Here is a 26026-nt window from a genome sequence, read left to right on the forward strand (position 1 = left end):
ATGTAAGAACTGCAAGGTATGAAGACCCGAGGGGAATCCATTACCACAAGGAAACAGGGCTCACCGAATCGCTGGCGCAAGTTGGGTGATGAAGATCTGGCTCACGCCGGTGACCATGAACTGAACTCCCATCGCGGCCACCATCAAACCCATCACCCGCATCAAGATGATGAGCCCGATCGGACCCACAACGGCCTTCAGCCAACGGCCAGCAAGAAAAATTGCCAACACAACAACAGAGAGCAGGAACGTACCCAGCACCAGCGCAGCACCATCTTGATCAGCACGATCTTTAGCGGCATACAAGATCACGTTGGCGATCACACCAGGGCCCACCAGCAAGGGCATCGCCAAGGGAATCACAATCTTCTGAAACACCGTTTCCGCCTCTTTCAGCTCGCCCACTTCAGCGCCAGCCCCTGACGCCTGAATATCCGAATCGCCTCCATCCCCGGACACAATTTTCAATCCCATCAGCAACAGGAGAATTCCCCCAGCGATGCGAAAGGCATCCATCGAGACGCCGAGGAACTGGAGGATGCTCTCGCCAACAAACAGAAAGACCAGCAGCAGGGCCAGCACCGTGAGAGAGACAAACAGAGCCACGAGGCGCTGAACCCCCCGGTTCTCCCGTGCTGTGAGGCCAATGAAAATCGGCAGCACACCGAGCGGGTTAAGCAACGCAAAGGTGGTGACCATGAAATTGATCAATTCTGATCCGTTCATTGAGGCTCAGGCAATTGGCGCAAATTAAGACAACCCTGCGTCAACCGCAAGGCCTAGCAAGATTAAGTGATAAAATGAGCACCAACACGCGCAACCATATGCTTATCGCGTGTCTCGACACCAAGCGATTTCTATCTCGCCATGGCGTACGGGTGATCTTCAATTAACATGGTGCACGCGAAGCGTTGGCCTGCCTTGATGGCCTGCCTTCCGATAGCGGAATCAGCGAAACCGCCAAAGCGCTAGAGACACAAAATACTATCAACTGATTGATTGTTTTTAATCACAAACAATTCAACTGGACTGAAGGCAACCGATCATGCCAAACCCTGATTGCCAAAACCACAATATTCAGCAATAATCGGGACCTCTGGTCGTCCTATGCCAGCTGGTCAATGGCACACGGCAAGAATGTCCAATGGCCTCATTGGAATCTGAGGAAGCAGTTCGCTGTTTGTTTTTTCGTTTTATGCCAACTGCCAGGGTTTTGTCAGTCCAGTGATGAGACCACGGCGCCCAAGCCTCAGCCAGAGGAGCCAGCACAACGCATTCAAACCAATGGTTCTTCCCTAAACGGATGGATCAAGCCACCTGAATGGCTTGATCTGCAACTGCAACTGCAAGCCCAGCCCCTGGGCAACCCCAGCGGCGGCACCCAGCAGAGCGCCAGCTGGATGCAGCAGTTGACTCTGGATGTCGTGGTGGGCTCAGGCCACACCAAACCAGTGAAGCTGCGGCAAGAAGCGGATCACTGGCGTGGCCACGTGCAGCTGATGCTGTTCAGCGGCGATCCCAACTACAGCCAGAGCATCGGCGCCGCCTTCCCTCTCCAGAACAGCAGCGACCCCACAGGGCTGTGGCTCACGGAAGCAAGTGTGGAGCGGCAGATGGGTAGCGGCCCTCTGGCCTTCAAGGCCGGAGTGTTGTCGATCGATCCGGGGTTTGTGAGTGCACCGGTGCTGGATGCCTATGTGCACTCCGCACTCAACAACACCCTCAACCTGTATGTGAGCGGTCTGCCGATCAACCCCTACATCGCACCGGGATTGAAGCTGCGTTGGCGACCAGAGTCCTCGGGCCGCTGGGGGGAATGGCACTACGGCGCCTTCTGGCTGGATCCGGAATTCAATTTGGCGAGTCTGTTTGGTGTGAAGCCCAACCAGCCAGCGCTGAACGGCCATAGCCAGTTGCTGCAGTGGAGCTACGACGCGCTGCCAGGCGCCCAAGCCTTGCGGCGGCCGATTGCCCATGGTCAGGAGCTGATCCAGCGGCAGCTGCCGCCGCCCCTGCTCCAAATCGGAGGGGGCTATGTGGACAACCGCAGCAACGACACGCTCAACAGCTTCATCACCGCCACCCTCACCCTGGTATCTCCTCTGTCAGTTGGTCTCGACACCCGCCTCTGGCTCGGGGCGAATGCCGGCTTTGAGTGGGACACCAATCCCGTACCCCTGTTTCTGAGTGGCGGCTGGCTGACGCAGGGGGTGGTACCAGGCCGCCCACTGGATGTGCTGGCCCTCGGCGTTGGCAGCAGCCGCTTCAGCCCCACCCTCTCGCCCGGCCAGGGCAGCGAAACCGTGCTGGAGCTCAACTACAGCTGGCTGGTGAACAGCAACCTCAGCCTCCAGCCGGTGCTGCAGCTGATCCTCAATCCCAGCGGCAGCAACGCCGAGCCGATCCTGGCCGCCGGCCTGCAACTGCAGCTGCAGTTCTGACTCAGCCCATCAGCAGCCGGTAGGCCGCCTCCAGCTGGTGAAACGCCTTGGCGTCACCGCCCAGATCGGGGTGGTGGGCCTTGGCCAGGCGGCGATAGGCGCGCTTGATCATCAGCTGACTGGCACCGGGGTCCAATCCCAGCAGCCGCAGGGAGTCAGCGCGGGGATCCGCAGACGCCGCCTCGCGTTTGGCGTGGGATTGATGGTTGGTGTGGGAGTGGTTCTCGGTGCGGGTGCCACGGCTGCGCTGGCCGAGGCGCTCCTCGCGGCGCAGGAGCTCCTCCACCACCTGCAAGGGCGCCTCGCTCAACCACTCCGGCGCCCGTTGGCCATAGAGGGCAAAGGCCGCCCGCACAGCCCAACGGGCCCGACTGTGGGGCCCCCGAAGCGCCTCAGCCAGCTCAGTGCCCAGGCCGGGGGAGCGGCGATCGAGCTCCTGCTCCAGGCTGAGCTCCGGATTCCACCAGCGACAGCGCAGCTCCTCGATCACGCCGCGCAAGCCGGCCGGTGGTCCGATCCGCAGAGCCTGCCAGCGGGGATGGCGGGCCATGGCCTGGCTCCAGCGCTCCACCAGATCGGGACTCAGGCCGAAGGCAACCCGCGTGTCCTCCTCCTTGGGGTGTTGCCGTTGCTCCAGCTGCAGTTGCTCCAGTCGGCGCCTCAGCGCCCGTACCTCCCGACGCAGGGCATCGTTCTCAGCCAGGAGGGCGTCCACGTTGCTGGTGACGGCAGGGCTGCCGGGAGCTGGACGCCAGCGACGGGGATCAAAGCCCATCCAGCCCCCCGAGGCCCAACCGCCGCGCACTGCGCCTCAGAACTTCGCTGGCATCGGCCCGCATCAGCAGGCCGGCGCCGCCCCAGAGCAGCCGCGGGGCCAGATCGGCCGGGCCGGCACCGAGCTCGCGCAGGGGCGTGAAGCCCAGCTGGCGGAAGTAGCGCACCAAGCGGCGATGTTGCTTCTCACTGTCTCGGATCGCCAGGATCGTGGCGCGGCGGCAGGGGGTGGCCTCCAAGGCCCAGGCGAAGGTGGCAGCGCAGATCAACGGAGCCACCGCAGCGGTCTGCTCACCCTGCACCCGCATGGTGTCGAGCCGCAGGCCATCGGCCGTGGCCAAGGCCCAGCCCTTGAGCTCGCCGAGCAACAGCAGCCCGCCGCAAACCTCCTCCGGCTGCGGGCGTCGCGCCACCCCCACCCGCAGGGTCCAGGCCACCCCAGCCGGCCGGCGCACCTGCAGGCGCAGCAGCAGGCCCTGACGGCTGGCCTCGGCCTCCAGATCGGCGAGGGTCGGCACTGGCGCTGCGTTGGTCATGGCCGCCAAGGCTCCGCCAGGCGCACCGCCTCCAGGGGCAGGGGGCCATACAGGTGCGGGAACAACTCCGCGCCAGGGGTGCCGCCAGGGGAACCATCAGGAGGCGCCGCCGGTTCGTGGCGCACGGCCAGGCCTGCGGACGCCAGGTGCTGGGGATCGATGCTGAGCAGCAGCACCTCACCGGCAGGCAAATCGCCATAGAAATGGGCGGCGGTGGCTGGCACCTGATCGGCAGCGCTGAGGTGGATGAAACCCACCTCCTCGAGCGCCAGGCCGCGGCTGGAACGGCGGTAGATCCCCTCGGCCCGAGCCGCCTGCCACTCCTGCCGCAAGGCCAGGTGATACAGCCAGTGCGGAGACCGCCACGGCATCCGCGCCGCCCAGGGGGGTGCGAGCGCTGCCGCCAGCTCCGGGCCGCCGAGACATCGGCCCAGCCAGGTCTGGAGGGCCACCAGCTGCGGCGCCGCATCGAAGCCCGCCGGATCAGCCAGGCGGAACTGGCGCACGAAGGGCAGTAGAGCCCAGTCGGCCAGGGATGGCCGCTCGCCCAGCAGCCAGCCCCCCGCCTCCAGGCGGTCGTTCCAGCGGCGCAGAATCGCGAGCCCGGCGAGACGATGCACCTCCCACGGCTCGCTCAGATAGCGATCGGGATATTTGAAGCGGTCGAGGTGGTGCTTGAAGGGGCCGTCATTTTCGGTGATCAGACCCTCCATCTCCGCCACCTGCGCCCCACTCCAACCCGCCAGCCAGCCGTGGGGATCGCAGCGCGCCAGGGCCCAGCCCATGATCGCCAGGCTTTCCTCCAGCACCGGCTCCTCCTCGGGCCCAGCAGCCGCCCCCACCAGCACCGGCACCGTGCCCTTGGCCGAGGCCGCCAACAGCTCAGGCGGCTTGGCCTTGAGGCTCACCTCCCGCAGCTCCAACGTCTCCCCCGGCCGAAACCCCGCCGCCGCCAGGGCAAGCCGCGCCCGGATGGCATAGGGGCAGCGGCGGAAGCTGTAGAGAACCGGCCGCGCGTCAGCCACCGCTGCGCTCACCGAGTTGGCCTTCACGGAGTTGGCGTTCACCGAGATGGCGCTCACCCCGCCCTCGGGCCCGCTCCATCTGGCGTTGGCGCTCCGCGAAGCGCGCCCGATCGGCATCGCTGAAGCGATCGCGGCAGTGGCGACAGCTCACGCCTGCCACGTAGCTGGGGAGCTGGCGGTCGGCCGGTGAAAGCGGCAGACCGCAGGCGTGGCAGAGGCTGTGCTCGCCGGGCTCGAGCTGGTGGTTCACCGCCACCCGCTGGTCAAACACGAAACACTCACCGCGCCAGCTGCTGCCCTGCTCGGGGATCTCCTCGAGGTAGCGCAGGATGCCGCCCTGCAGATGATGCACCCCGGCAAAACCCTGCTGCTGCAGGTAGGCCGTGGCCTTCTCGCAGCGGATGCCGCCGGTGCAGAACATCGCGATCGCCTTGGGCTGGCGCTCCGCCACCAGCGGCCTGAGCTCGCGCTCCACCCACTGGGGAAACTCGCGAAAGCTCTCGGTGCCCGGATCGATCGCCCCAGCAAAGGTGCCGATCGCCACCTCGTAGGCGTTGCGGGTGTCGATCACCAGGGTGTCGGGGTCGGCGATCAGGCCATCCCACTGCTCGGGCGGCACGTGGGTGCCCACCGCCGAGGCCAGATAGGGCTGCACCTCGGGCTGGCCAAGGGAAACGATCTCGCGTTTGAGCCGCACCTTGAGGCGGTGAAACGCCTGCTCCCCGGCCCGGCTGAACTTGGCCTGCAGCTGCTCCAGCCCCGCCACCTGCTGCAGCCGCTGCAGCACCGCCTGCACGCCGGCATCGGGGCCCGAGATGGTGCCGTTCACCCCCTCGCCAGCCAGCAGGATCGTGCCGCGCACGCCAGCGGCGTCGCCCAGCTGCAGCAGCTCGCGGCGCAGGGCCGGCAACGCCTCCAGGGCAGCAAAGCGGTAAAACGCCGCCACCAGCACGCTCATCTCATCTGCACACCCGCAGCTGCCAGCAGCTCCCGGTCGGCCTCGACCGCCGGATTGCCCGTGGTGAGCAAGGTGTCGCCATAAAAGATCGAATCGGCCCCGGCCAGCAGGCACAGGATCTGGGCCTCCCGGTTGAGCTGCTCGCGGCCAGCGCTGAGCCGCACCCGCGCGATGGGCATCAGGATGCGGGCGACAGCCACCATCCGCACCAGCTCCAGCGGGTCCACCGGCGGCAGCGCTTCCAAGGGCGTGCCCTCCACCGCCACCAGGGCATTGATCGGGACGCTTTCAGGATGGGGATCGAGGTTGGCCAGCACCTCCAGCAGCCCGGCGCGATCGCTGGGGCTTTCGCCCATGCCGATGATGCCGCCGCAGCACATCGAAATCCCGGCGCTGCGCACCCGCTGCAGGGTTTCGAGCCGCTCCTGGTAGGTGCGGGTGGTGATGATCCGGTCGTAGTGCTCGGGGCTGGTGTCGAGGTTGTGGTTGTAGGCGGTGAGCCCCGCCTCGGCCAGGCGCTCGGCCTGGGCATCGCTGAGCATCCCCGCGGTCACGCAGGCCTCCAGCCCCAGCTCCCGCACACCCCGCACCATCACCAGCATCGCCTCAAACGGCGCCCCGTCGCGGATCTCGCGCCAGGCCCAGCCCATGCAGAAGCGATGGGCCCCGGCCTGCTTGGCCGCCCGCGCCCGCGCCAGCACAGGTTCCACCTCGAGCTCCGGCCGGCCCGTCACGTCGCTGCTGTTGTGCAGCGACTGGGGGCAGTAGGCGCAGTCTTCTTCGCAGCCGCCGGTCTTGACGCTGAGCAGGGAGGCCAGTTGCACGTGGTAGCCGGGGTTGGCGGCACGGTGCACCTGCTGGGCCTGCCAGAGCAACTCCATCAGGGGCAGCTCCAGCAGCGCCTGGATTTCAGAACGGGACCAATCGTGACGCGTGATCACAGGCAGCAACGGAGACAGGGTGGCAGGGAAGCGTGGAGACAGACGTGGAGCCAGAACCGGTCAGGCCAGGGGCTCGACCCCGCCGAAACGGCGCTGGCGGCCCTGGTAGTCGAGCAGGGCACCCCTCAGGGCCGCCTCATCGAAATCGGGCCAGAGCACATCGGTGATGTGGATTTCGGCGTAGGCCAGCTGCCAGAGCAGGAAGTTGCTGATGCGGTGCTCACCGCTGGTGCGGATCAGCAGGTCGGGATCGGGCTCGCCGGCGGTGTGGAGCTCACTGGCAAAGCTTTGCTCATCAATGGCGCGGGGATCGAGCGCACCGGCCGCGCAGCGCTCGGCCAGCCGCTGGGCGGCCCGCACCAACTCGGCCCGGCCGCCGTAGTTGGTGCACACGTTGAAGTGGATGCCGGTGTTGGCCGCGGTGCGTTCGGTGGCATCGGCAATCAGCCGTTTCAGGCCCTCGGGCAGCGGCTCGAGATCCCCCAGAAAGCGGATCCGCACCTGCTCCTGCTCCAGGGCGTGCAGCTCGCGGGCCAGCACCCGCTCAAACAGGGTCATCAAGAAGCTGACCTCCTCGCCAGGACGGCTCCAGTTTTCAGTGGAGAAGGCGTAGGCGGTGAGGGCCCCGATGCCCCAGTCGCTGCATAGCCGCAGGGTGCGCTTGAGCGCCTCGACCCCCTCGCGATGGCCCATCACCCGCGGCAGGTTGCGCTGCTTGGCCCAGCGGCCATTGCCGTCCATGATCACGGCCACATGGCCGGGCAGCCGCGCCGGATCGAGGCCGGGCGGCATGGCCTGGGGGGCAGTCGCAGTGGTGGTCGCCAGGGCGCGACTCATCCGCGTGAATCCGGCGTGTCCTTTGCCACGCTACGCCCTGTGGGCAAGGCCAGGGCCTGGCTGAGCAGATCGTGCAAACGGCTGCTGGTGATCGGGCGCTCCAGCCGCCCCTGACTCGCCAGCGACAGGGTGCCGGTTTCCTCCGACACCACGATCGCCAGGCACTGGTCGAAGCGTTCGGTGAGGCCCAGGGCCGCCAGATGTCTGGTGCCGTAGCGGTTGATGCCCTGGCGCGAGAGGGGCAGGATCACACCGGCGGCGACAATCCGGTTGGCCTTCACCAGCACAGCCCCGTCGTGCAGGGGGGTGTCGGCCGCAAACAGGTTGAGCAGCAGGTCCACCGTGAGCTTGGCGTCGAGGCCGATGCCGGGATTGAGGAAGTCCTCGGGCCGCAGGTCGCTGCCCAGATCCACCACGATCAGCGCCCCGCGACGGGACTGGGAGAGGCGCCCGGCAGCCTCACTGAGCACGGCCACCGAGCCGGATCCCAGCTGGTCGCGGGTCCGGCTGCCGAACAACACGCCGAGGCGGCCGGTGCCGAGCAGCTCCATCAGCCGGCGCAGCTCCCCCTGCCACAGGATCGCCAGGGCCAGGCTGCAGGCCAGCACCAAGGCGTCCACCAGCTTGCTGGTGAGCGGCAGGTTGGCGTAGCGCTGCACCACCCAGGCCAGAGCCACCAGCAGCAGGTAGCCGCGCAGCAACCACAGGGTGCGCGCTTCGGTCACCCGGCCGAGCACCAACACGCCCAAGCCGGTGGCAAACAGCAAATCCAAGACCAGGCGCGGATCGATCAGCCGAAGCAACTCACCCAGTTGCGGCCCGGTCACAACCCACCCAATCGATCAACTCAGCCTACCGAGCGCAGGCGAGCCGGCAGCACGTCGTAGCGCAGTAAGTCCTCCGGCTGCTCCCGGCGCTGCACCAGGTCGGCCAACCCGTCGTGCACCAGCACCGCGGCGGGCCGTGGGATGCGGTTGTAGTTGGAGCTCATCGAGGCGTTGTAAGCACCGGTGGCAAACACCGCCAGCACGTCGCCGCTGGTGGCCGGCGGCAGAGCGACGTCCTTGAGCAGCACATCGCCGGATTCGCAGTGCTTGCCCGCCACGGTGACGGTTTCGCTGGCCTCGGCGGTGGGGCGATCGGCCAGCACCGCCGTGTACTGCGATTGATAGGTGATCGGCCGGGGGTTATCGCTCATGCCGCCGTCCACCGACAGGTAGGTGCGCAGGCCGGGGATGTCCTTGCGACTGCCGATCGCGTAGACGGTGACGCCGGCGGTGGCCACCAGGGAGCGGCCGGGCTCACACAGCAGCCGGGGCAACGCCAGCCCCCGCTCCTGGCAAGCCGCCACCACCGCACCGGCCACGGTGCTCACCCAACCATCAATGCTCGGCGGATCGTCGCTGGCGACATAGCGGATGCCCAGTCCGCCGCCCACATTGAGATCCACCACCGGGTGGCCCATCGAACGGGCCAGGGCCAGGGCATCAGCCATCACACCGGCCAGGTCGCGGTGGGGCTGCAGCTCGAAGATCTGGGAGCCAATGTGGGCATGCAGGCCCGTGAGGCGGGCCCAAGGGCAGCCCGTCAGGTGCTGCAACACCCCCTCCAGTTGGTCGGGATCGAAGCCAAACTTGCTGTCGAGGTGGCCGGTGCGGATGTACTCATGGGTGTGGCACTCGATGCCCGGCGTGAAGCGCAGCATCAGCCGCACGGGCTCCGCCAATCCAGGCGCCAGCTCCGCCAGCAACTCCAGATCGCGCCAGTTGTCGGCCACCACGGTGACGCCCCGCTCGGCCGCCAGGGCCAGCTCTTCGCGGCTTTTGTTGTTGCCGTGCAACACGATTCGCTGCGCGGGCATGCCGCCCTGGAGAGCCGTGAGCAGTTCACCGGCCGACACCGCATCCAGCCCCAGGCCCTCGGCAGCCACCAAGGCGGTTATCGCCAGGGAGCTGTTGGCCTTCGATGCATAGAGGGCCAGGGCTTCGCCGGGGTAGTGCTTGGCCAGGGCCTCGCGGTAGGCGCTGCAGGTGCCCCGCAGGGTGGCCTCATCCAGCACATAAAGCGGTGTGCCGTAGGTGCGGGCCAGATCGCTCAGGGCACACCCAGCCACCGTCAGCCGACCTTCGCTGTCGAGGGCTGTGGTGAGCGGCGTGAGGTTGCGGTTGGGACTCAGCGCATCCCGATCCGCTTCAAAGGGTTGGGCCAACGCGACGGGCTCACGGGAGATCACCATGGCTGGAGCCGCGTTGGGGGAGAACAGAACATGAATGTACGGAACGCCCCCATGCCGCTGCGCCGCGGCACTCTCACGCCCTCACACCTGGAGCACTGCCTCGCCCTCGACCAGGCCAGCCTGCAGGGCCTCTGGAGCCGCAGCCAATGGCAGAGCGAGCTGGCCGAGCCCAGGCGCCCCGGGGTGGGGCTGTGGCACGGGAACACCCTGGTGGCCATGGCCAGTGGCTGGCTGGTGGTGGATGAGCTGCACATCACCCTTGTGGCGGTGGCCCCCCAGCGGCGGCGCCAGGGGCTGGGCCGCCAGGTGCTGCAGGCCCTGCTGGACCATGCTCAGCAGCAGGGGGCCGCGCACGCCACATTGGAAGTAGCACCCGGCAACGCCGCCGCCGTCGCCCTCTACCGCGGCCTGGGCTTCCAGGATGCGGGCCTGCGTCGCGGTTACTACCGCAACGGAGACGACGCTCTGATCCAATGGCTGCGCTTAGTCCCGATCAATGATGCGCAGCCTGGGTGTGGATAACCGGCTTTTCTTATTGCTGAAAACCAGCAATTGCTTGGATTGAGATGTTGCCGAAAACTGGCCGAGCCCCTGCTGCTGCAGTGGATCTGCCTTTGATAGGGCGTAAACCACACCTCACCCTTCAACCCTGGTAGCTTGGTTTCACTTGCACAAGGCACAGCCCCATGTTCGAGCGGTTTACCGAGAAGGCCATCAAGGTGATCATGCTGGCCCAGGAAGAGGCTCGTCGCCTGGGGCACAACTTTGTGGGCACCGAACAGATCTTGCTGGGCTTGATCGGCGAGGGCACGGGCGTGGCCGCCAAGGTGCTCAAGTCGATGGGCGTCAACCTCAAGGATGCCCGCGTTGAGGTGGAGAAGATCATCGGCCGGGGCTCCGGTTTCGTGGCGGTGGAGATCCCCTTCACGCCCCGGGCCAAGCGCGTTTTGGAGCTGTCCCTGGAGGAAGCCCGCCAGCTTGGGCACAACTACATCGGCACGGAGCATCTGCTGCTCGGCTTGATCCGTGAAGGCGAGGGCGTGGCGGCCCGGGTGCTGGAAAACCTCGGCGTCGACCTGGCCAAGGTGCGCACCCAGGTGATTCGCATGCTGGGCGAGACCGCTGAGGTAGCCGCTGGCGGTGGCAGCGGTAAGGGTTCAACCAAAACCCCCACCCTGGATGAATTCGGCAGCAACCTCACCCAGCAAGCCGCCGACGGCAAGCTCGATCCGGTGGTCGGCCGACAAAACGAGATCGAGCGAGTGATTCAGATCCTGGGTCGCCGCACCAAAAACAACCCCGTACTGATCGGCGAACCTGGCGTCGGCAAGACGGCCATCGCCGAGGGCCTGGCCCAACGGATCAACTCCGGCGACATTCCGGATATCCTCGAGGAAAAGCGCGTTCTCACCCTCGACATCGGCTTGCTGGTGGCCGGTACGAAGTATCGGGGTGAATTTGAGGAGCGCCTCAAGAAAATCATGGAGGAGATCCGCAGCGCCGGAAACGTGATCCTCGTGATCGACGAGGTGCACACCTTGATTGGCGCCGGTGCCGCCGAAGGCGCCATTGACGCTGCCAACATCCTCAAACCGGCCCTGGCCCGCGGTGAGCTCCAGTGCATCGGCGCCACCACGCTGGACGAATACCGCAAGCACATTGAGCGGGATGCTGCCCTGGAGCGCCGTTTCCAACCGGTGATGGTGGGTGAACCCTCTGTCATCGACACAATCGAGATCCTGCGCGGCCTCAAGGAGCGCTATGAATCCCACCACCGCCTCAAGATTGCCGACGAGGCCCTGATCGCCGCCGCCACCCTGGGCGACCGCTACATCTCCGACCGCTTTTTGCCCGACAAGGCGATTGACCTGGTCGACGAAGCCGGCAGCCGGGTGAGGCTGATGAACTCCAAGCTGCCGCCGGCGGCCAAGGAAGTCGACAAGCAGCTGCGGGCCGTGCAAAAGGACAAGGAGGTGGCCGTGCGCGAGCAGGACTTCACCAAGGCCGGCGAACTGCGCGACAAGGAAGTGGAACTGCGCGAGCAGATCCGCTCGATCCTGCAATTCCGCAAGGACGAGGAGCCCGCGGCCGAAGCCAAGGCTGGCGACACCGAAGCCGGCGGGGCGGTCAGCGTTGCCATCGCCGATGCGCCTGCCGACGCCGAACGCACGCCGATGGTGACCGAAGAGGACATCGCCCACATCGTGGCCTCCTGGACCGGCGTGCCGGTTCAGAAGCTCACCGAAAGCGAGTCGGCCAAGCTGCTCAACATGGAGGAAACCCTCCACCAGCGCCTGATCGGTCAGGACGAAGCGGTGAAGGCCGTGTCCCGCGCCATCCGTCGCGCCCGCGTGGGCCTCAAGAACCCCAACCGGCCGATCGCCAGCTTCATCTTCTCCGGCCCCACCGGCGTGGGCAAAACCGAGCTCACCAAGTCGCTGGCGGCCTACTTCTTCGGCAGCGAAGAGGCCATGATCCGCCTCGACATGTCGGAGTTCATGGAGCGCCACACGGTCAGCAAGCTGATCGGTTCGCCTCCGGGCTACGTGGGCTTCAACGAGGGAGGCCAGCTCACCGAAGCGGTGCGGCGCCGTCCCTACACCGTGGTGCTGTTCGACGAAATCGAAAAAGCCCATCCCGACGTGTTCAACCTGCTGCTACAGCTGCTCGAAGACGGTCGCCTGACCGACTCCAAGGGCCGTACGGTCGACTTCAAGAACACCTTGATCATCATGACCTCGAACATCGGTTCGAAGGTGATCGAGAAAGGCGGCGGCGGCCTCGGCTTCGAGTTCGGCGGCGGCGATGCGGATGAAACCAATTACAACCGCATCCGCTCGTTGGTGAATGAGGAGTTGAAGCAGTACTTCCGCCCAGAATTCCTCAACCGTCTTGACGAAATCATTGTTTTCCGTCAGCTCACCCGCGACGAGGTCAAGGAGATCGCGGAGATCATGCTCAAGGAGGTGTTTGGCCGCATGCTCGACAAGGGCATTGCCCTGTCGGTCACCGAGGCCTTCAAGGAGCGACTGGTGGAAGAGGGCTACAACCCCTCCTACGGCGCTCGTCCACTGCGCCGTGCCGTGATGCGCCTGCTGGAAGACTCCCTAGCCGAGGAGTTCCTCAGCGGCCGGATCAGCGACGGAGATGCCGCGTTGGTTGATGTCAACGACGACAAACAGGTGGTAATCCGCAAGCAGGCCGCCCTGCCTGCTGAACCTGAGCTGGCCGCTGCCGGCGTCTGAAGCAAGGATCAGGGGCCGGACACCGGCCCCTACCATCGATTGGGGATGACAGCCACACCGGGATGAGTACCCCCCTGAGTCAACACGCGATCGCCCCAGCCGAGGTACTGCGGGGCCCGGGGGCCTGGGCCGAGGGGCTCGTGCGCATCCAAGGCCTCTGCCGCCGGCCCCTGGTGCTGGGTCGCAGTGCTGCCACCGCCACTTTGCGGCAGCAGCTCCTCACAGAGCTGTTGGAAACAGGGCTGGAACCCCAAAGCGCCGAGCTTCAGCACGACTGCTGCGAGGAGGACCTCAGCCGGATCGGCGCCGTTTGCCACGAACAGGGTTGTGATGCCGTGATCGCCATCGGCGGCGGCAAGGTGCTCGATGCCGGCAAGCTGTTGGCCCACCGGCACGCTCTGCCCTGCTGCGCGGTGCCCACCAGTGCTGCCACCTGCGCCGGCTGGACGGCCCTGGCCAACGTGTACACACCCCGAGGGGCCTTCCAGGGGGATGTGGCGCTTGCCCGTTGCCCCGACCTGCTGATCTTTGACCACACCCTGGTGCGCCAGGCCCCGGCCCGCACCCTGGCCAGCGGCATCGCCGACGCCATGGCCAAGTGGTACGAGGCCTCCGTGAGCAGTGGCGCCAGCGGCGATGGCCTGGTGCAGCAGGCCGTGCAGATGGCCCGGGTGCTGCGCGATCAGCTGCTGCTCGAAGCGGAGGAAGCCCTGCGGGATCCCCACAGTGCCGCCTGGGAACGGGTGGTGGAGGCCTGCGGCCTCAGCGCCGGGCTGATCGGCGGCATCGGCGGAGCCCGCTGCCGCACGGTGGCGGCCCATGCCGTGCACAACGGCCTCACCCAGCTGGAGGCCAGCCACGGCCACCTGCATGGCGAGAAGGTGGGCTTTGGCGTCCTGGTGCAGCTACGGCTCGAAGAGGTGCTCGGCGGCAGCCAGCTCGCCGGCCAGGCGCGCCGCCAGCTGTTGCCGCTGTTTCGCCAACTAGGTTTGCCGGTGACCCTCGAAGACCTGGGCCTGGGGCAGGCCGGCCTGCATGAGCTGCAGCACGCCTGTGCCTTCGCCTGCCGCGACGGCTCCGACCTGCACCACCTGCCCTTCGCCGTGGGCCCCAACGATCTGCTGGCCGCCCTGGTGAGCACCTGCAGCAGCGAGCGCCAGCCCGCGTGAATCCCGTCCGTGAGTCTGGCCAAGACCTGGTGAGCGAGGCCGCCCGCAGCCTGCTGGATCCCCAGGGCCGGGAGTTGGCGGCCCAGGTTCAGTGGTGGCAGCTGCCCGATCTCGATGCCGGGGACGGCACAGAGCCCTGGCCCGTGGCGGTGCTGGGAGAAGGCCCACCGGTGCTGCTGCTGCACGGCTTCGACAGCTCCTTTCTCGAATTCCGGCGGCTCGCCCCGCTGCTGGCTGGCGGCGCCCAGCTGTTCATCCCGGACCTGTTCGGCTTCGGCTTCAGCCCCCGGCCCGCCGGCGGCGACTACAGCCCCAAAGGCGTGCTGCGCCACCTGGAGGCCCTGGTGCAGGCCATTGGCCAACGCAACCCGGCCCCCCTCGGATTGATCGGCGCCTCGATGGGGGGCTCGGTGGCGGTGGAGCTGGCCCGGCGCCTACCGGATCAGGTGGAGCGCCTGCTGCTGCTGGCGCCCGCCGGCCTCACCGGCCGACCGATGCCCCTGCCACCCCTGCTCGATGGGCTGGGGGTGCGATTCCTAGCCCTACCAGGCGTGCGCCGGGGCCTGTGTCGCACCGCCTTCGCCGATCCGGAAGCCTCCGTGGGCGCAGCAGAGCTGGAGATCGCCTCCCTGCATCTTCAAAGCCCCGGCTGGGCACCGGCCCTGCAGCGCTTTGCCCGCTCCGGTGGCTTTGCCGGCAGCGGCGCCCCGCTGCCCCACCAGCCCATCGCGGTGCTGTGGGGCGCCAACGACCGCATCCTGCGGGCGCCCCAGAAACGCGCCGCCCTGGCTCTGCTCGGGGAGCGGGTGCGCGAACTGGATGCCTGCGGCCACTTGCCGCACCTCGACCAACCCGCCACCGTGGCCGCCACCTGGCTGGCCAGCCCCCGCCACCCATGAGCAGCCCCGACGCCCGCGGCAACGGACCGGTGATGCAGCTGTTGGCCAGCGGCCTGCAGCTCTGGATCCGTCAGCAGTGCCAAGCGATTGGCAGCCTCGACATCCAGCTGCAGGGATCGGCCCTGCAGCTGCTGCGGGGCCGGCTGACGGGGGTGCAACTGCTGGCGCGCCGAGTCGTGTATCGCGACCTGCACCTGGAGCTGGTGGAGCTGCGCAGTGGTCCGATCCAGGTGCACATCGGCAACCTGCTCAAGGGCCAACCCCTGCAGCTGGAGCACGCCTTCCAGATCCAGGGGCAGGTGAGCTTCACCCCCGACGGCCTGACCCGCTCCCTCAGCGCTCCGATCTGGCGGAGCCTGGGGGACAACCTCAGCGAAGAGCTGCTCGGCATCGCGCCACTCGTGGAGCTGCGCATGCACCGCGACAGCCTGGTGTTCGCCGCCCGAGGCCTGGGAGCCCGCGACCTGGTTGAGCTGGAAACCAGCGTGGCTGCGGTGGAGGGCAGCGTGGAGATCCGCTCCCGGGCGGGCAACATCAGCAGCCGGCTACCCATGGATCCCGGCATCACCATCGAGGATGCCCGCCTGGAAGGGGGCATGCTGCAGCTGCTGGGCATCGCCCGGGTGAGCGTGTGAGCGCAGCTTGCTGAAGGGGCTCTTCAGCGCTGCAACAGCGGCAACACCAGGGTGACCAGCGAGTACACCACAGCCGGCACGAACAGGTAGCTGTCGATCCGATCGAGGATGCCGCCGTGGCCGGGGATCGCATCACCGGAATCCTTCACACCGGCATCGCGCTTCATCATCGACTCGGTGAGGTCACCCACCAAGGCGAACAGCGCCACCACCGCCCCCAGCACCGCACCAATTAACCAGCCCCAGCTCCAGCCGATCAAGGTGCCACCGAAAGCACCCACCGCCATCGCACAGGCCACCCCGCCCAGGGCCCCCTCCACCGTCTTGCCGGGGGAGATCGGCGACAACGGGTGGCGCCCGAGGCGGCGGCCGATCACATAGGAGCCGATGTCGGTGGCGACGATCAGGAAGCAGGCCAGCAGGGTGAGGGCGAGGCCAGGCCCCTCGAGCTCGCGCAGACGAATCCAGTAGCTGGGCAGAAAGCCGAGATAGAAGAGCCCAAAGATCGAGGCGGCAATGTCGGCGATCGTGCCGGTCACCGGCTGCAGCAGCAGCCAGCCGCAGATCACCGCCCCGGAGGCGGGCAGCACTGCAGCCGCCACGTCGCCGGCAAACCAGCCACCACCCATCCAGCCACTGCCACTGGCCAGTTGGGTGCTGACCAGCAGCAACTGCACCGCCACCAGGGTGGTTTTGGTGGCGGGCCGGATCCCTTTGAACTGGGCCATCCGGAAAAACTCCAGCAGGCCCAGGTGCACGATCACCCCCACGGCCGCCGTAAACCACCAGCCGCCCAGCATCACCACCACGAAGCCAAAGGCACCCGCCGCCCAGCCGCTGAGCAGCCGGGGCAGGGAGGTGGCGGTGCGGGTGCGGAAGCGAGGGATCAAGACGCGGTGCTCAGGACGGCTCGACGTGGGCAGAGCGCTCGGCGGCAATCAGAAACAGGGGCTCCGCCGCCGCCAGCTTGGCCTGGCTGCCGCGCCGCTGCATCCGGTGCACGGTGGCCTGCACCACCTGCACATCCCGGGCCGCCAACTGGCCCAGGGTGTCGGTGGCATCCACCAGACCCTCCAGGCTGGCGGTGCTGATCACCAGTCGCCCCTGGGGCACCAAGGCCTCCCACACCGCCAGCAGCACATCCCCCAGGGGGCGCCCCACCTCCAGCAACACCCGGTCGGGGTGGGCAGGGAGTTGGGCCAGATCGGCCGGGGCGGCGCCGGCATGAATGTGCAGGTTGGTGATGCCGAACCGTCGGCGGTTCTGCTCCAGCAGCTCGATGGCGTCCGGATCCCGTTCGAGGGTGTGCACGGCGCCCTTGGGCATCAAGCGGGCGATTTCCAGGGCCAGGGCCCCGGTGCCTCCACCCACGTCCCACACCAGGGAATCGGGCCGGGGACGTAGATGGGCCAGCAGCATCACCCGCAGCTCCATCGGCGTTGGGCTGAAGCCCGGAGCCTCCTCAAAGGCGCTGTCCGGCAGCCCCGGGGTAACGAAATCCCACTGGTAGGGAGCCTGGTGGGATGAAGCCTGGTGGGAAGGCTGATCAGGAGCCACCGATGCGTGCGAATCCATCGGCCTCCGATCCGGCCACAACCCTCACGGTATCAGCGATCTGGCCGGGCCAAAGTCGGGCCTGCTGCTGCAGCCAGGCCGTCCGGGCCAGATCGATCCGCTCGCCCGGCACCAGCAGGGGAATGCCGGGGGGGTAGGGGCAGAGCGGTTCGGCGGCGATCCGCCCGGCGGCGGCCACCAGGGGCACAGCCTCGGCGGCAGAACGCCAGGCTGCTCCGATCGGGAGCTCCGGCTCCGCCACCAGGGGCAGCGGTGGCGGACTGAACGGCGGCAGGGGATCGCCCCCCAGGGCCCGCCGCAGCCGCTGCAGCTGACTGGGCAGCCGCCACACCACCCCCGCCGGCGGCCCCAGCCCCAGGCAGAAGGTGAGCGCCCCCGGCTCGGGCAACTCGGCGATCACCCCCCGCTCCAGCAACCAGGCATCGGCCTCGAGGCCGTTGATGCCCAGGGCGGCGGTGTGGAGCACCAGCCGCAGGGGGTCGTCGCTGGCGATCAGGGGCAGCCCCAGCGCCTGGCAACGGCGCTGCAGCCGCTTACCAACCCGCCTCGCCCACTGCCAGCGGCGCAGCCCGTCCGGGCTGGTGAGCTCGTTGAGGGCGGCTTCCGCGGAGGCCAGCAGCAGGGCGCTGGGGCTGGAGGTCTGCAGCCACAACAGGGCCCGGGCCACAGCACCCTGCCCAACCCGCTGGCCCTGGAGCAGCAGGGCCGCGCTCTGGGCCAGGCCGCCGCCAGCCTTTTGGGCGGAGAGCACCACCAGATCAGACCCAGCAGCCAACGCCTCGCCGCGGCCATGGGCCTGATCCACCAGCACCGGCAGGCCGCGCCGATGGGCAAGGGCCACCAGGGCCGGCAGATCAGCCCGCTGGCCCTGGTAGCTCGGCGACACCAACACCAGCGCGGCCACTGGATCTGCCGGCGCCGGCAGCCCCGCCCCGACCGCATCCAGCACCGCGTCCAGGTGGGCCGGGCTGGGGGGCAGCCACAGGCCCGTGGCCGGATCAAAGGGCAGGTCGTAGAGCAGGGGGCGCAGCTGGCCCAGCACGCAGCCGTGCAGCAGCGAGCGGTGCAGGTTGCGGGGCAGCAGCACCCGGCTGCCGGGCGGAGCCAGGGCCAGCAGGGCTGCCTGCAGCAGGCCGCTGGCGCCATTGACGCCAAACCACACCGCCTCGGCCCCCAGCTGGCGGGCGCAACGCCGCTGGGCCTCCGCCACAGCGCCGCTCTCGATCAGAGGGCCGCCAAGCTCCGGCAGTTCCGGCAGATCCCAGCTGCCAGGGCGCTGGCGCAGCAACCGTTGCAGGGCCGGCGACAACCCCCTCCCGCGGCCATGGGCCGGCAGATGCAGCGGCAGGCCCATGGGGGAGCGGATCGCGTTTCTAGAGTCTGGCAATCAACTGGCTGCCCTGCCCGTGACCATCGCCGAAGCCGCCAGCGGGCCGCGCTACGAGCCGGGCCGGGATCTGCGCTGGCTGCTGCTGCGCCCCTGGGTGTTGGTGAGCCGGCTGACGGTGGTGCTCTGGCAACTGGGCAGCCTGGCTCTGGTGCTGGTGGTGCAGGGCAGCAGCAGCAACGCACGGGTGCAGGAGCAGCTGGGCCGGCGCATCCTCACCACCCTCACCGAGCTCGGCCCCTGCTTCATCAAGGTGGGCCAGGCCCTCTCCACCCGCCCCGACCTGGTGCGGCGCGACTGGCTCGAGCAGCTCACCCAGCTGCAGGACAACCTGCCCGCCTTCCCCCACGCCACCGCCCTTGCAACAATCGAGCGGGAGCTGGGGGCACCGGCCGACGAACTGTTTGAGCAGTTCCCCGACTACCCGGTGGCCGCCGCCAGCCTTGGGCAGGTGTACAAGGCCCAGCTGGTCGATGGACACTGGGTGGCCGTCAAGGTGCAGCGCCCGAATCTGCCCACGATTCTGCGGCGCGATCTGGTGATCATCCGCTTGCTGGGGGTGCTGACAGCTCCCTTCCTGCCCCTCAACCTGGGCTTCGGACTGGGCGACATCATCGATGAATTCGGCGCCACCCTGTTTGAAGAGATCGATTACCGGCTCGAGGCCAACAACGCCGAGCGGTTTGCCGACCTGTTTGCCCGCCAACCTGAGGTGATGGTGCCGCGCGTGGAGCGGCTGCTCTCCAGCGAGCACGTGCTCACCACCCAGTGGATCAACGGCACCAAGCTGCAGGAGCGCCAGGCCCTTGAGGCCCGCAACCTCGATCCAGCCGCGCTGATTCGCACCGGCGTGATCGCAGGACTGCAACAACTTCTGGAGTTTGGCTATTTCCATGCCGATCCCCACCCCGGCAACCTGTTTGCCCTCTCCGGCAAAACCGGTGCCCTGGGCCATGTCGCCTACGTGGATTTCGGCATGATGGATTCGATCAGCGATAGCGATCGCCTCACCCTCACCGGCGCGGTGGTGCACCTGATCAACCGCGATTTCAGGGCCCTGGCCCAGGACTTCGTCACCCTCGGCTTCCTCAACCCCAAAGCCGACCTGGAGCCGATCATCCCGGCCTTGGAGGAAGTGCTGGGTGGCGCCCTGGGCGACAACGTCGGCTCCTTCAACTTCAAGGCGATCACCGACCGCTTCTCGGAGTTGATGTATGCCTATCCCTTCCGGGTGCCAGCCCGCTTTGCCCTGATCATCCGGGCCGTGGTCAGCCAGGAAGGCCTGGCCCTGCGCCTGGATCCAGGCTTCAAAATCATCAATGTGGCCTACCCCTACGTGGCCCGGCGCCTGCTGGCCGGCGATACCAGCGACATGCGCGAGAAGCTGCTGGAGGTGCTGTTCGACCGTGACGGCCGGCTCCGCCTCGAACGGCTCGAGAACCTGCTGGCGGTGGTGGAAAACGACACCAGCAACCCCAACCTGTTGCCGGTGGCCGGCGCCGGCATGAAGCTGCTGCTCGGCCCAGAAGGCGCCAGCCTGCGGCAACGCCTGCTGCTCACCCTGGTGCGCAACGACCGACTGCACACCGACGACCTACGCGCCCTGTTCAGCCTGATGCAGCGCACCTTCTCGCCCCAAAAACTGATGGGCGGCATGCTGGCCCGTCTAGCCCCCCAGGCGGCCTAAGGCTTACACCACCGAAGGAATGGTGATCCAGCAGATGGTGATTGCCGCACCCCCGACCAGCACCACAAGCAAGGGCCAGACATCATCCAAGCGGTGCAGATGACGCAGCAGGGATGCTTTGTCGGCAGAATCCTCCATCGCTTCCATGGCGGCGTAACGACGCCCGATCCAAAGCACCAACACAAAGGCGGCCAGGGTCACCCCATAGGCCACCACATACACCTGGTCTAGAAAGGTGAGGAAGGGCAGCTCTGGCAATTCGGCGCGGTAGGTCTGCTGCAGGAACACCAGCGTCAACAACACCGTGACAGGAATGCTGGCCCGAGCATCCTGCTCATCGGGGCGCACCTTGAACACCAGCAACACCATCGCCATCAGCACAGCCAGAGGCAGCAGCAGGCGCCAGAACGATGCCCAGGAGGAGGTGCCGTAGGAGATCTCGAAGAGAATCTGACTGTAGTCATTCTCATCGCCGCCCAAGCCGAAATTCGTGGCGTAGTGGTGCCGGTACTCAGCAATCGACCAACCTACGTTTAACCAGCCAGTAATCCTGGAATAGAGCCCCATACCGCTATTTTGGATTTCCGGAATCAGCCGTAAATCGCCATAACCCAATTCGCCGTCCACATCGTTGGCCTCAATTGCCAACGGCAGGCTGATTGTCATAAAAGGATAGCGCCGAAAATTCGCGTGATCGACATAGTAGCGGCCCACGTAATTAAACAGCTGATAATAACTGCCATCAGCCAGCCTTATGGGCACTTCGCCCACGGAATCAAGAGCTGAGTCCTTATCCGAAAGCAAGGTGTTTAACAGGATAAATAAGCGGGAGATATTGCCACCGTGGCTTTCCACATAGCGCTGCATGGGCTCCTCCCAGCGCAGCCACACGTAACCATTGCCGGAATAGCTCGGTACCCTCAGATCCAGCTCATAATTGCTGGTGGAGTACACCCCAACCTCCACCTTGAAGCGGGCCTGTTCCAGCTCGGAGCGATCCACCCGCGCCTCCCCATCGCTCAGCTGATCGCCCCGCAAGGAGCTCCAAAGCCCGAGCGTTTGTTTCTCACCCAGGGGCAGGGTGGTGAGGGCACGGGACGAGGACGACAGGCGCAGGGAGTCGCGGTTCTGAACCGGGCTGACATCGATCCGCCCAATCCCGAGAATGGCGAGGATGGCCGCTAGAACAATGGCAACGATCGCCAGAAGATTCCACCCGCGTTGCTTGCGCAGCACCATGCCCCTCAGCCGCTGTCTGCCGAAGCTAGGTCTGCTGGGGAGGATCGGTCTGAGCATCGTTCTGACCGCAGGCTTGCCAGTGCTGGCCACAGCGGGGATGCCGGCCCGGGCGGCCGTGGAGTTGCTGCTGGGCCAGTCGGCCGCCCTCAGCGGCCCTTCCGCCATGCTCGGGCGCGAATACCGCGATGGGGCCCTCGCTTACTTCACCGAAGTGAACCGACGGGGAGGCGTGCATGGCCGTCGCCTGCGGCTCATCAGCCTCGACGACCGCTACGAGCCTTCCCTCACCCTGGGCAACACCCGGCAGCTGATCGAGCGCGACAGGGTGTTTGCTCTGTTCGGCTACGTGGGGACCCCGACCGTCAAGGAGGTGCTACCCCTGGTGGAGAGCAACAAAATCCCGCTGATCGCCCCGCTCACCGGCGCCCAGCTGTTGCGCCAGCCCCACCGGCCGCTGGTGTTCAACCTGCGCACCAGCTACCAGGTGGAGATCGATCGCATGGTCAACTATCTGGTGCGCAGCGGCCGGCATCGGATCGCTGTGGTGGCCCAGAACGATGCCTTCGGCCAGGACGGCCAACGCGCCGCCCACCAGGCTCTCAAGCGCCATGGCCTCAAACCGGTGGCCACCGCCAGCGTGGAGCGCAACTCCAGCCAGGCCGTCGAAGCGGCCCGCGCCGTGCAGGCTGCTAATGCCAATGGGGTGCTGATCGTGGCCGCCTATCCCAGCTCGGCCGCCTTCACCCGCGAGCTGCGCCAGCACGGCAGCACGGCCCAGCTGATGAACGTGTCGTTTGTGGGCACCAGCGCCCTACAGGCCGCCCTGCCCAGCAACCAGGCCAGCGGCATCGGCATTGCCCAGGTGGTGCCCTTCCCCTGGAACGAGCGGGTGCCGGTGGTGAAGGAGTATCAGCAACTGATGCGCCGCCGGCAGGGCAGGGCGCAGTTCGGCTTCACCAGCCTGGAGGGTTTTCTGGCCGCCAAGATGACGGTGGAGGGCCTGCGCCGGGCCGGAGCGAACCCCACCCGCCAGCGCTTCGTGACGGCCCTGGAGTCGATGCGGGACGTCGATCTCGGCGGCTACCGGGTGCAACTCGGACCCCAGGACCACAACGGCAGCACCTTTGTGGAGCTCACCTTCCTGGGCTCCCAGCGCTGGGAGCCCTGAGGGCCTAGGGTCTCGGCCATCTTGCCCAGCTCCTGCCGATGGCCAGCCTGCCCGATCTGTCCCTGGCCATGGATGCCGCGGAGGCCGGGGATGCGGCGGAGGCCGGCGCACTGGCAGGGAGCTGGATGTTCGGTGACCTCGACGGCATCGACATCCTGCTGGAGTACGCGCCGATCCTGCAGCCTCCCTACGTGGTGGCGGGGATCGGCCTGGCGATGGGTGTGCTCTGCGGGCTCACCTTCGCCAAGCTGGTGCAGAACCGGCTCGAGGGTTGGAAACAGGATCGGCTGGCCCTGCTTCCCCTCGGCAACATCGCCATCACCCTGCCCTACATCGGCGTGGTCATCGGCGTCACCCTGTTCATTGGCGGCAGCCTGCAGGTGTTCGGCTTCTCCTCAGGGGTAGCTCTGCTGGTGTCCTTCGTGCTGTCGGTCGGCACCGCCGGAGCCCTGTGGGTGCAGCTGGAGCGGCTGATGGGCCAGGTGCAGGACGGCACCTTCAGCGCCGTCGACTTCGACAATTTCGACCAGTTTTTCTAGGGCGCTGGCCCTTTAAGCAACCAGATAGCCCTCCAGCATCCGCGACTGGGCACGCACGCCTTCGAGGGCCTTGCGCTCCAGATTGCGGGTTTTGTCCCGGCTCATGCCCAGGTGCTTGGCGATGGCACTGAGGCTCATCGGCTCGGATCGGCCCGGCACCTGATCGCAAGGGATGCCGTAGCGCATCTTCAGCACCCGCCCCTGCAGCTCCGGCAGCTGCTCCAGCAGTGCCCGCAGGTCGCCCTTCAGGCACTCCCCATCCACCCGGTCCTCCGGCAGTTCCGCGTCACCCGCCAATAAATCCAGCAGCTCGGTGTCATCGCCGTCACCCACCTTCGTCTCCAGGCTCACCGGCTGGCGTGCACGGCACAGCAGGTCCTTCACCTCCTCTTCGGGGAGCTCCACCGCTTCCGCCAGTTCCGTCACCGTGGGGGTGCGGCCCAGCAGCTGGCTCAGTTCACGCTGACCTTTTTTGAGCTTGTTGAGGGTTTCGGTGATGTGGATCGGCAGCCGGATCGTGCGGCTCTTTTCCGCAATCGCCCGCGTGATCCCCTGGCGGATCCACCAATACGCATAGGTCGAAAACTTGTAGCCCCGCGTTGGGTCGAACTTCTCCACGCCCCGCACCAGCCCGATCGTGCCCTCCTGGATCAGGTCCAGCAGCTCCATGTTCCGCCGCGTGTACTTCTTGGCCACGCTCACCACCAGCCGCAGGTTGGCCGCCACCATCCGCTCCTTGGCCCGGCGACCCGCCTGCAACCGCTTTTTCAGCAGCGGTGCACTGAGGCCCGCCGCCTGGGCCAGTTCCGCCTGGCTCGGCTTGTTGCCCAACCGGCTCTCCAACTCCAACTCCAGCTCCTCCAGCGCCACCAGCTCCTGCACCTGGCGCCCCAGCGTGATCTCCTGCTCGTGACTCAGCAGCGGCACCCGGCCGATGTCCCGCAGGTAGCTGCGCACCAGATCGCCCCCGCCCTGGGCAGAGGAGCTTTCCGACCCTGAACTGGAGCCAAGAACGGGCAGAGCGGGCATGGGAAGCCGGGTTTACGAAACTCTTTTGTTTCGTAAACCTACCATCCTTTGCCGGGCGGCAGCATGGGAGCCATGGCCCACGAACGCCTGCAAAAACTGATGGCCGCCGCTGGCCTCTGCTCACGCCGGCAGGCCGAATCCCTGCTGCGTCAGGGGCTGGTGCAGGTGAACGGCGCCGTGGCCCAGCTGGGGGACCGGGCCGACCCACAGCGGGACCGGATCACGTTGCGGGGCGAGCCCCTGGCGGCCCGGCCGGAGCCGCTGCTGCTGCTGCTCAACAAGCCGGCGGGGGTGGTTTGCAGCTGCCACGACCCCGAAGGTCGCCCCACGGTGCTCGACCTGCTGCCGGCCGACCTGCGCGAGGGCTGCGGGCTGCACCCGGTGGGGCGTCTCGACGCCGAAAGCCACGGCGCCCTGCTGCTCAGCAACCAGGGCGACCTCACCCTGCGCCTCACCCACCCCCGCTACGGCCACCGCAAGACCTACCGGGTGTGGGTGCAGGGCCGGCCCGACGCCCCAACGCTGCAGCGCTGGGCCGCCGGCGTGCCCCTCGACGGCCAGGCCAGCCAACCGGTTGGGCTGCAGGTGCTCAGGCGCACACCCCAAACCACCGAACTGGAGCTGCACATGGGGGAGGGGCGCAACCGCCAGATCCGGCGCACCGCCGCGCTGCTCGGCCATCCGGTGCGGGATCTGCAACGGCGATCGATCGGACCGCTTCAGCTCGGCGACCTGCCCGAGGGTCGCTGGCGGCGCCTCGATCGCCAAGAATGGGCAGCACTGACAACCCAGCCCTGACCCCCACCCCCCCGCTGCCACCCAAGCGCCCGCGGGGCCGCCTCGGCCGCTGGTGGCAGCGGGGTCCCCTGCCGGCCAGCAACGCTGCGGCGGAGCCGCCAGCCGATCCTCTGCTGGCAATTGGGCAGACGCTGCGGCAGCGGCGCGAAGAGCGCGGCCTGACCCTGCGGCAATTGGCCCTGGACACCCGCATCAGCACGGCGGTGCTGGAAGCCCTCGAGCGGGGCTGGCGCGACCGGCTGCCGGAGACCACCTACCTGCGCACCATGGTGCCGCTGATCGAGCGGCACCTCGACCTGCCCGCCGGCAGCCTGGAGACGGTGCTGCCCGACAGCGAACGGCTGCCCCAGGACCAGCGACGGCAACCGCTGCTGCGGCGCTTCACGCCGGGCAACATCGACGTGTTCACCACCTGGCAGGGCACGCTCCTCTACGGCGTGCTCACCCTGGGGCTGGTGTATGCGCTGAACCTGCAGCAACAGCAGCTGGCTCTGCGGGGCCTGCTGGCGGTGCGGCCGATTCCACCCCTACCGGCGCAGGAGCAGGCCAAGCCGCCGCGGCCCGAGCAGGCCCTGCTGACGCTTTATCCCGAGCTGCGGCCGCTGGAGCTGGCCGCCCGAGGGCAGGGGGTCGCCCAGCTGCGGCGCACCAAACCCGCAGCCTCGCTGCGCTCAGGGCTGCTGGAGCTGGAGCTAAGCCAGCCCAGCCAGCTCAATCTGGAGAGCGCCAGCGGGGTGCGCACCAGCCTGCGCAACGCCAGCGGAAGCCTCAGCCTGCCCCTCAGCGGCGGTTTCCGTTTGGAGGTGCAGCCGGCCCCCGGCCCCGGCGACCGACTGAGCTGGAACGGGGCAGCACTCCAGCCCGTGAAGGGGCAGCCCGGCAGCTTTGCCGAGCCTTAAGCCCAGGCC

Annotated in this window: 25 protein-coding genes; 11 read left to right on the forward strand and 14 right to left on the reverse strand. The window is 67.3% G+C overall.

Annotation, left to right across the window (positions count from 1 at the left end):
- Positions 1 to 60 precede the first annotated feature (60 nt).
- Positions 61 to 726 (reverse strand): MarC family protein, encoded by a 666-nt coding sequence (locus tag CJZ78_RS02945; protein ID WP_094559394.1) that lies wholly within the window; start codon positions 724 to 726, stop codon positions 61 to 63.
- Between the two features lie 674 nt (positions 727 to 1400).
- Here CJZ78_RS02945 and CJZ78_RS02950 point away from each other — a divergent pair.
- Positions 1401 to 2441, forward strand: coding sequence for a carbohydrate porin (locus tag CJZ78_RS02950; protein WP_158217024.1), 1041 nt, complete (start codon positions 1401 to 1403; stop codon positions 2439 to 2441).
- Between the two features lies 1 nt (position 2442).
- Here the strand turns inward: CJZ78_RS02950 and CJZ78_RS02955 are convergent, their stop codons facing one another.
- The 8 genes from CJZ78_RS02955 to lysA form a co-directional block, all read right to left on the reverse strand.
- Positions 2443 to 3216: a J domain-containing protein gene (locus tag CJZ78_RS02955; RefSeq protein ID WP_143592833.1), complete on the reverse strand. Its 774-nt coding sequence runs from the start codon at positions 3214 to 3216 to the stop codon at positions 2443 to 2445.
- Positions 3206 to 3751: a hypothetical protein gene (locus CJZ78_RS02960; protein ID WP_094559397.1), complete on the reverse strand. Its 546-nt coding sequence runs from the start codon at positions 3749 to 3751 to the stop codon at positions 3206 to 3208. Before CJZ78_RS02960 ends, CJZ78_RS02955 begins: the two co-directional genes overlap by 11 nt.
- Positions 3748 to 4776 (reverse strand): DUF952 domain-containing protein, encoded by a 1029-nt coding sequence (locus CJZ78_RS02965; RefSeq protein ID WP_233128446.1) that lies wholly within the window; start codon positions 4774 to 4776, stop codon positions 3748 to 3750. Before CJZ78_RS02965 ends, CJZ78_RS02960 begins: the two co-directional genes overlap by 4 nt.
- Complete coding sequence (locus CJZ78_RS02970) at positions 4769 to 5734, reverse strand: rhodanese-related sulfurtransferase (RefSeq protein ID WP_094559399.1); 966 nt, start codon at positions 5732 to 5734, stop codon at positions 4769 to 4771. Before CJZ78_RS02970 ends, CJZ78_RS02965 begins: the two co-directional genes overlap by 8 nt.
- Positions 5731 to 6615 carry a biotin synthase BioB gene (gene bioB, locus CJZ78_RS02975; protein ID WP_198953830.1) on the reverse strand — a complete coding sequence of 295 codons (885 nt, stop codon included), beginning with the start codon at positions 6613 to 6615 and terminating at the stop codon, positions 5731 to 5733. Before bioB ends, CJZ78_RS02970 begins: the two co-directional genes overlap by 4 nt.
- Before the next feature lie 120 nt (positions 6616 to 6735).
- Complete coding sequence (locus CJZ78_RS02980; protein ID WP_094559401.1) at positions 6736 to 7512, reverse strand: isoprenyl transferase; 777 nt, start codon at positions 7510 to 7512, stop codon at positions 6736 to 6738.
- On the reverse strand, positions 7509 to 8339 hold the full coding sequence (gene cdaA, locus CJZ78_RS02985) for a diadenylate cyclase CdaA (protein ID WP_198953818.1): 831 nt from the start codon (positions 8337 to 8339) through the stop codon (positions 7509 to 7511). The genes CJZ78_RS02980 and cdaA overlap by 4 nt, the downstream gene beginning before the upstream one ends.
- Before the next feature lie 20 nt (positions 8340 to 8359).
- The gene (gene lysA / locus CJZ78_RS02990) at positions 8360 to 9748 is read right to left on the reverse strand and encodes a diaminopimelate decarboxylase (protein WP_094559402.1); all 1389 of its coding nucleotides are present in this window, start codon (positions 9746 to 9748) and stop codon (positions 8360 to 8362) included.
- A 51-nt stretch (positions 9749 to 9799) separates the two neighbouring features.
- On the opposite strand from lysA, the gene rimI reads away from it, so the two are divergent.
- The 5 genes from rimI (at position 9800) to CJZ78_RS03015 (ending at position 15696) form a co-directional block, all read left to right on the forward strand.
- Positions 9800 to 10270, forward strand: coding sequence for a ribosomal protein S18-alanine N-acetyltransferase (gene rimI / locus CJZ78_RS02995; protein WP_094559403.1), 471 nt, complete (start codon positions 9800 to 9802; stop codon positions 10268 to 10270).
- 164 nt (positions 10271 to 10434) lie between these two features.
- A complete protein-coding gene (locus CJZ78_RS03000; protein WP_094559404.1) occupies positions 10435 to 12993 on the forward strand; it encodes an ATP-dependent Clp protease ATP-binding subunit in 2559 nt (852 codons plus the stop codon).
- A gap of 62 nt (positions 12994 to 13055) precedes the next feature.
- Positions 13056 to 14162, forward strand: coding sequence for an iron-containing alcohol dehydrogenase family protein (locus CJZ78_RS03005; RefSeq protein ID WP_094559405.1), 1107 nt, complete (start codon positions 13056 to 13058; stop codon positions 14160 to 14162).
- Positions 14159 to 15061: an alpha/beta fold hydrolase gene (locus tag CJZ78_RS03010; protein ID WP_198953819.1), complete on the forward strand. Its 903-nt coding sequence runs from the start codon at positions 14159 to 14161 to the stop codon at positions 15059 to 15061. The genes CJZ78_RS03005 and CJZ78_RS03010 overlap by 4 nt, the downstream gene beginning before the upstream one ends.
- The gene (locus CJZ78_RS03015; RefSeq protein WP_233128433.1) at positions 15058 to 15696 is read left to right on the forward strand and encodes a DUF2993 domain-containing protein; all 639 of its coding nucleotides are present in this window, start codon (positions 15058 to 15060) and stop codon (positions 15694 to 15696) included. Before CJZ78_RS03010 ends, CJZ78_RS03015 begins: the two co-directional genes overlap by 4 nt.
- 23 nt (positions 15697 to 15719) lie before the next feature.
- Here CJZ78_RS03015 and CJZ78_RS03020 read toward each other — a convergent pair whose 3' ends face one another.
- Genes CJZ78_RS03020 through CJZ78_RS03030 form a run of 3 tightly spaced genes read right to left on the reverse strand, consistent with a single transcriptional unit; the run spans position 15720 to position 18625 of the window.
- Positions 15720 to 16586 (reverse strand): phosphatidate cytidylyltransferase, encoded by an 867-nt coding sequence (locus CJZ78_RS03020; RefSeq protein ID WP_094559406.1) that lies wholly within the window; start codon positions 16584 to 16586, stop codon positions 15720 to 15722.
- A gap of 10 nt (positions 16587 to 16596) precedes the next feature.
- Positions 16597 to 17253, reverse strand: coding sequence for a precorrin-6Y C5,15-methyltransferase subunit CbiT (cbiT, locus tag CJZ78_RS03025; RefSeq protein ID WP_233128434.1), 657 nt, complete (start codon positions 17251 to 17253; stop codon positions 16597 to 16599).
- On the reverse strand, positions 17243 to 18625 hold the full coding sequence (locus CJZ78_RS03030; protein WP_094559408.1) for an aminotransferase class I/II-fold pyridoxal phosphate-dependent enzyme: 1383 nt from the start codon (positions 18623 to 18625) through the stop codon (positions 17243 to 17245). Before CJZ78_RS03030 ends, cbiT begins: the two co-directional genes overlap by 11 nt.
- Between CJZ78_RS03030 and CJZ78_RS03035 the strand changes: the two genes are divergently transcribed.
- Complete coding sequence (locus CJZ78_RS03035) at positions 18624 to 20345, forward strand: AarF/ABC1/UbiB kinase family protein (RefSeq protein WP_094559409.1); 1722 nt, start codon at positions 18624 to 18626, stop codon at positions 20343 to 20345. The two genes, CJZ78_RS03030 and CJZ78_RS03035, sit on opposite strands and share 2 nt — an antisense overlap.
- 3 nt (positions 20346 to 20348) lie before the next feature.
- On the opposite strand, the gene CJZ78_RS03040 is transcribed toward CJZ78_RS03035, so the two are convergent.
- Entirely contained in the window at positions 20349 to 21584 is a 1236-nt protein-coding gene (locus tag CJZ78_RS03040) for a hypothetical protein (protein WP_233128435.1), read from the reverse strand.
- On the opposite strand from CJZ78_RS03040, the gene CJZ78_RS03045 reads away from it, so the two are divergent.
- Positions 21583 to 22752, forward strand: a complete 1170-nt coding sequence (locus CJZ78_RS03045) for an ABC transporter substrate-binding protein (RefSeq protein ID WP_094559410.1) — start codon at positions 21583 to 21585, stop codon at positions 22750 to 22752. The genes CJZ78_RS03040 and CJZ78_RS03045 overlap by 2 nt on opposite strands.
- A 38-nt stretch (positions 22753 to 22790) precedes the next feature.
- Entirely contained in the window at positions 22791 to 23291 is a 501-nt protein-coding gene (locus CJZ78_RS03050; RefSeq protein WP_369802007.1) for a hypothetical protein, read from the forward strand.
- A gap of 12 nt (positions 23292 to 23303) precedes the next feature.
- Here CJZ78_RS03050 and CJZ78_RS03055 read toward each other — a convergent pair whose 3' ends face one another.
- Positions 23304 to 24320 (reverse strand): RpoD/SigA family RNA polymerase sigma factor, encoded by a 1017-nt coding sequence (locus CJZ78_RS03055; RefSeq protein ID WP_094559411.1) that lies wholly within the window; start codon positions 24318 to 24320, stop codon positions 23304 to 23306.
- A gap of 72 nt (positions 24321 to 24392) precedes the next feature.
- On the opposite strand from CJZ78_RS03055, the gene CJZ78_RS03060 reads away from it, so the two are divergent.
- Together CJZ78_RS03060 and CJZ78_RS03065 are read left to right on the forward strand one after the other, a co-directional pair.
- The gene (locus CJZ78_RS03060; RefSeq protein WP_094559412.1) at positions 24393 to 25118 is read left to right on the forward strand and encodes a pseudouridine synthase; all 726 of its coding nucleotides are present in this window, start codon (positions 24393 to 24395) and stop codon (positions 25116 to 25118) included.
- Complete coding sequence (locus tag CJZ78_RS03065) at positions 25091 to 26017, forward strand: RodZ family helix-turn-helix domain-containing protein (protein WP_094559477.1); 927 nt, start codon at positions 25091 to 25093, stop codon at positions 26015 to 26017. Before CJZ78_RS03060 ends, CJZ78_RS03065 begins: the two co-directional genes overlap by 28 nt.
- Positions 26018 to 26026 lie beyond the last annotated feature (9 nt).

Source organism: Synechococcus sp. 8F6 (genome assembly GCF_002252665.1).
GTDB lineage: Bacteria > Cyanobacteriota > Cyanobacteriia > PCC-6307 > Cyanobiaceae > Cyanobium_A.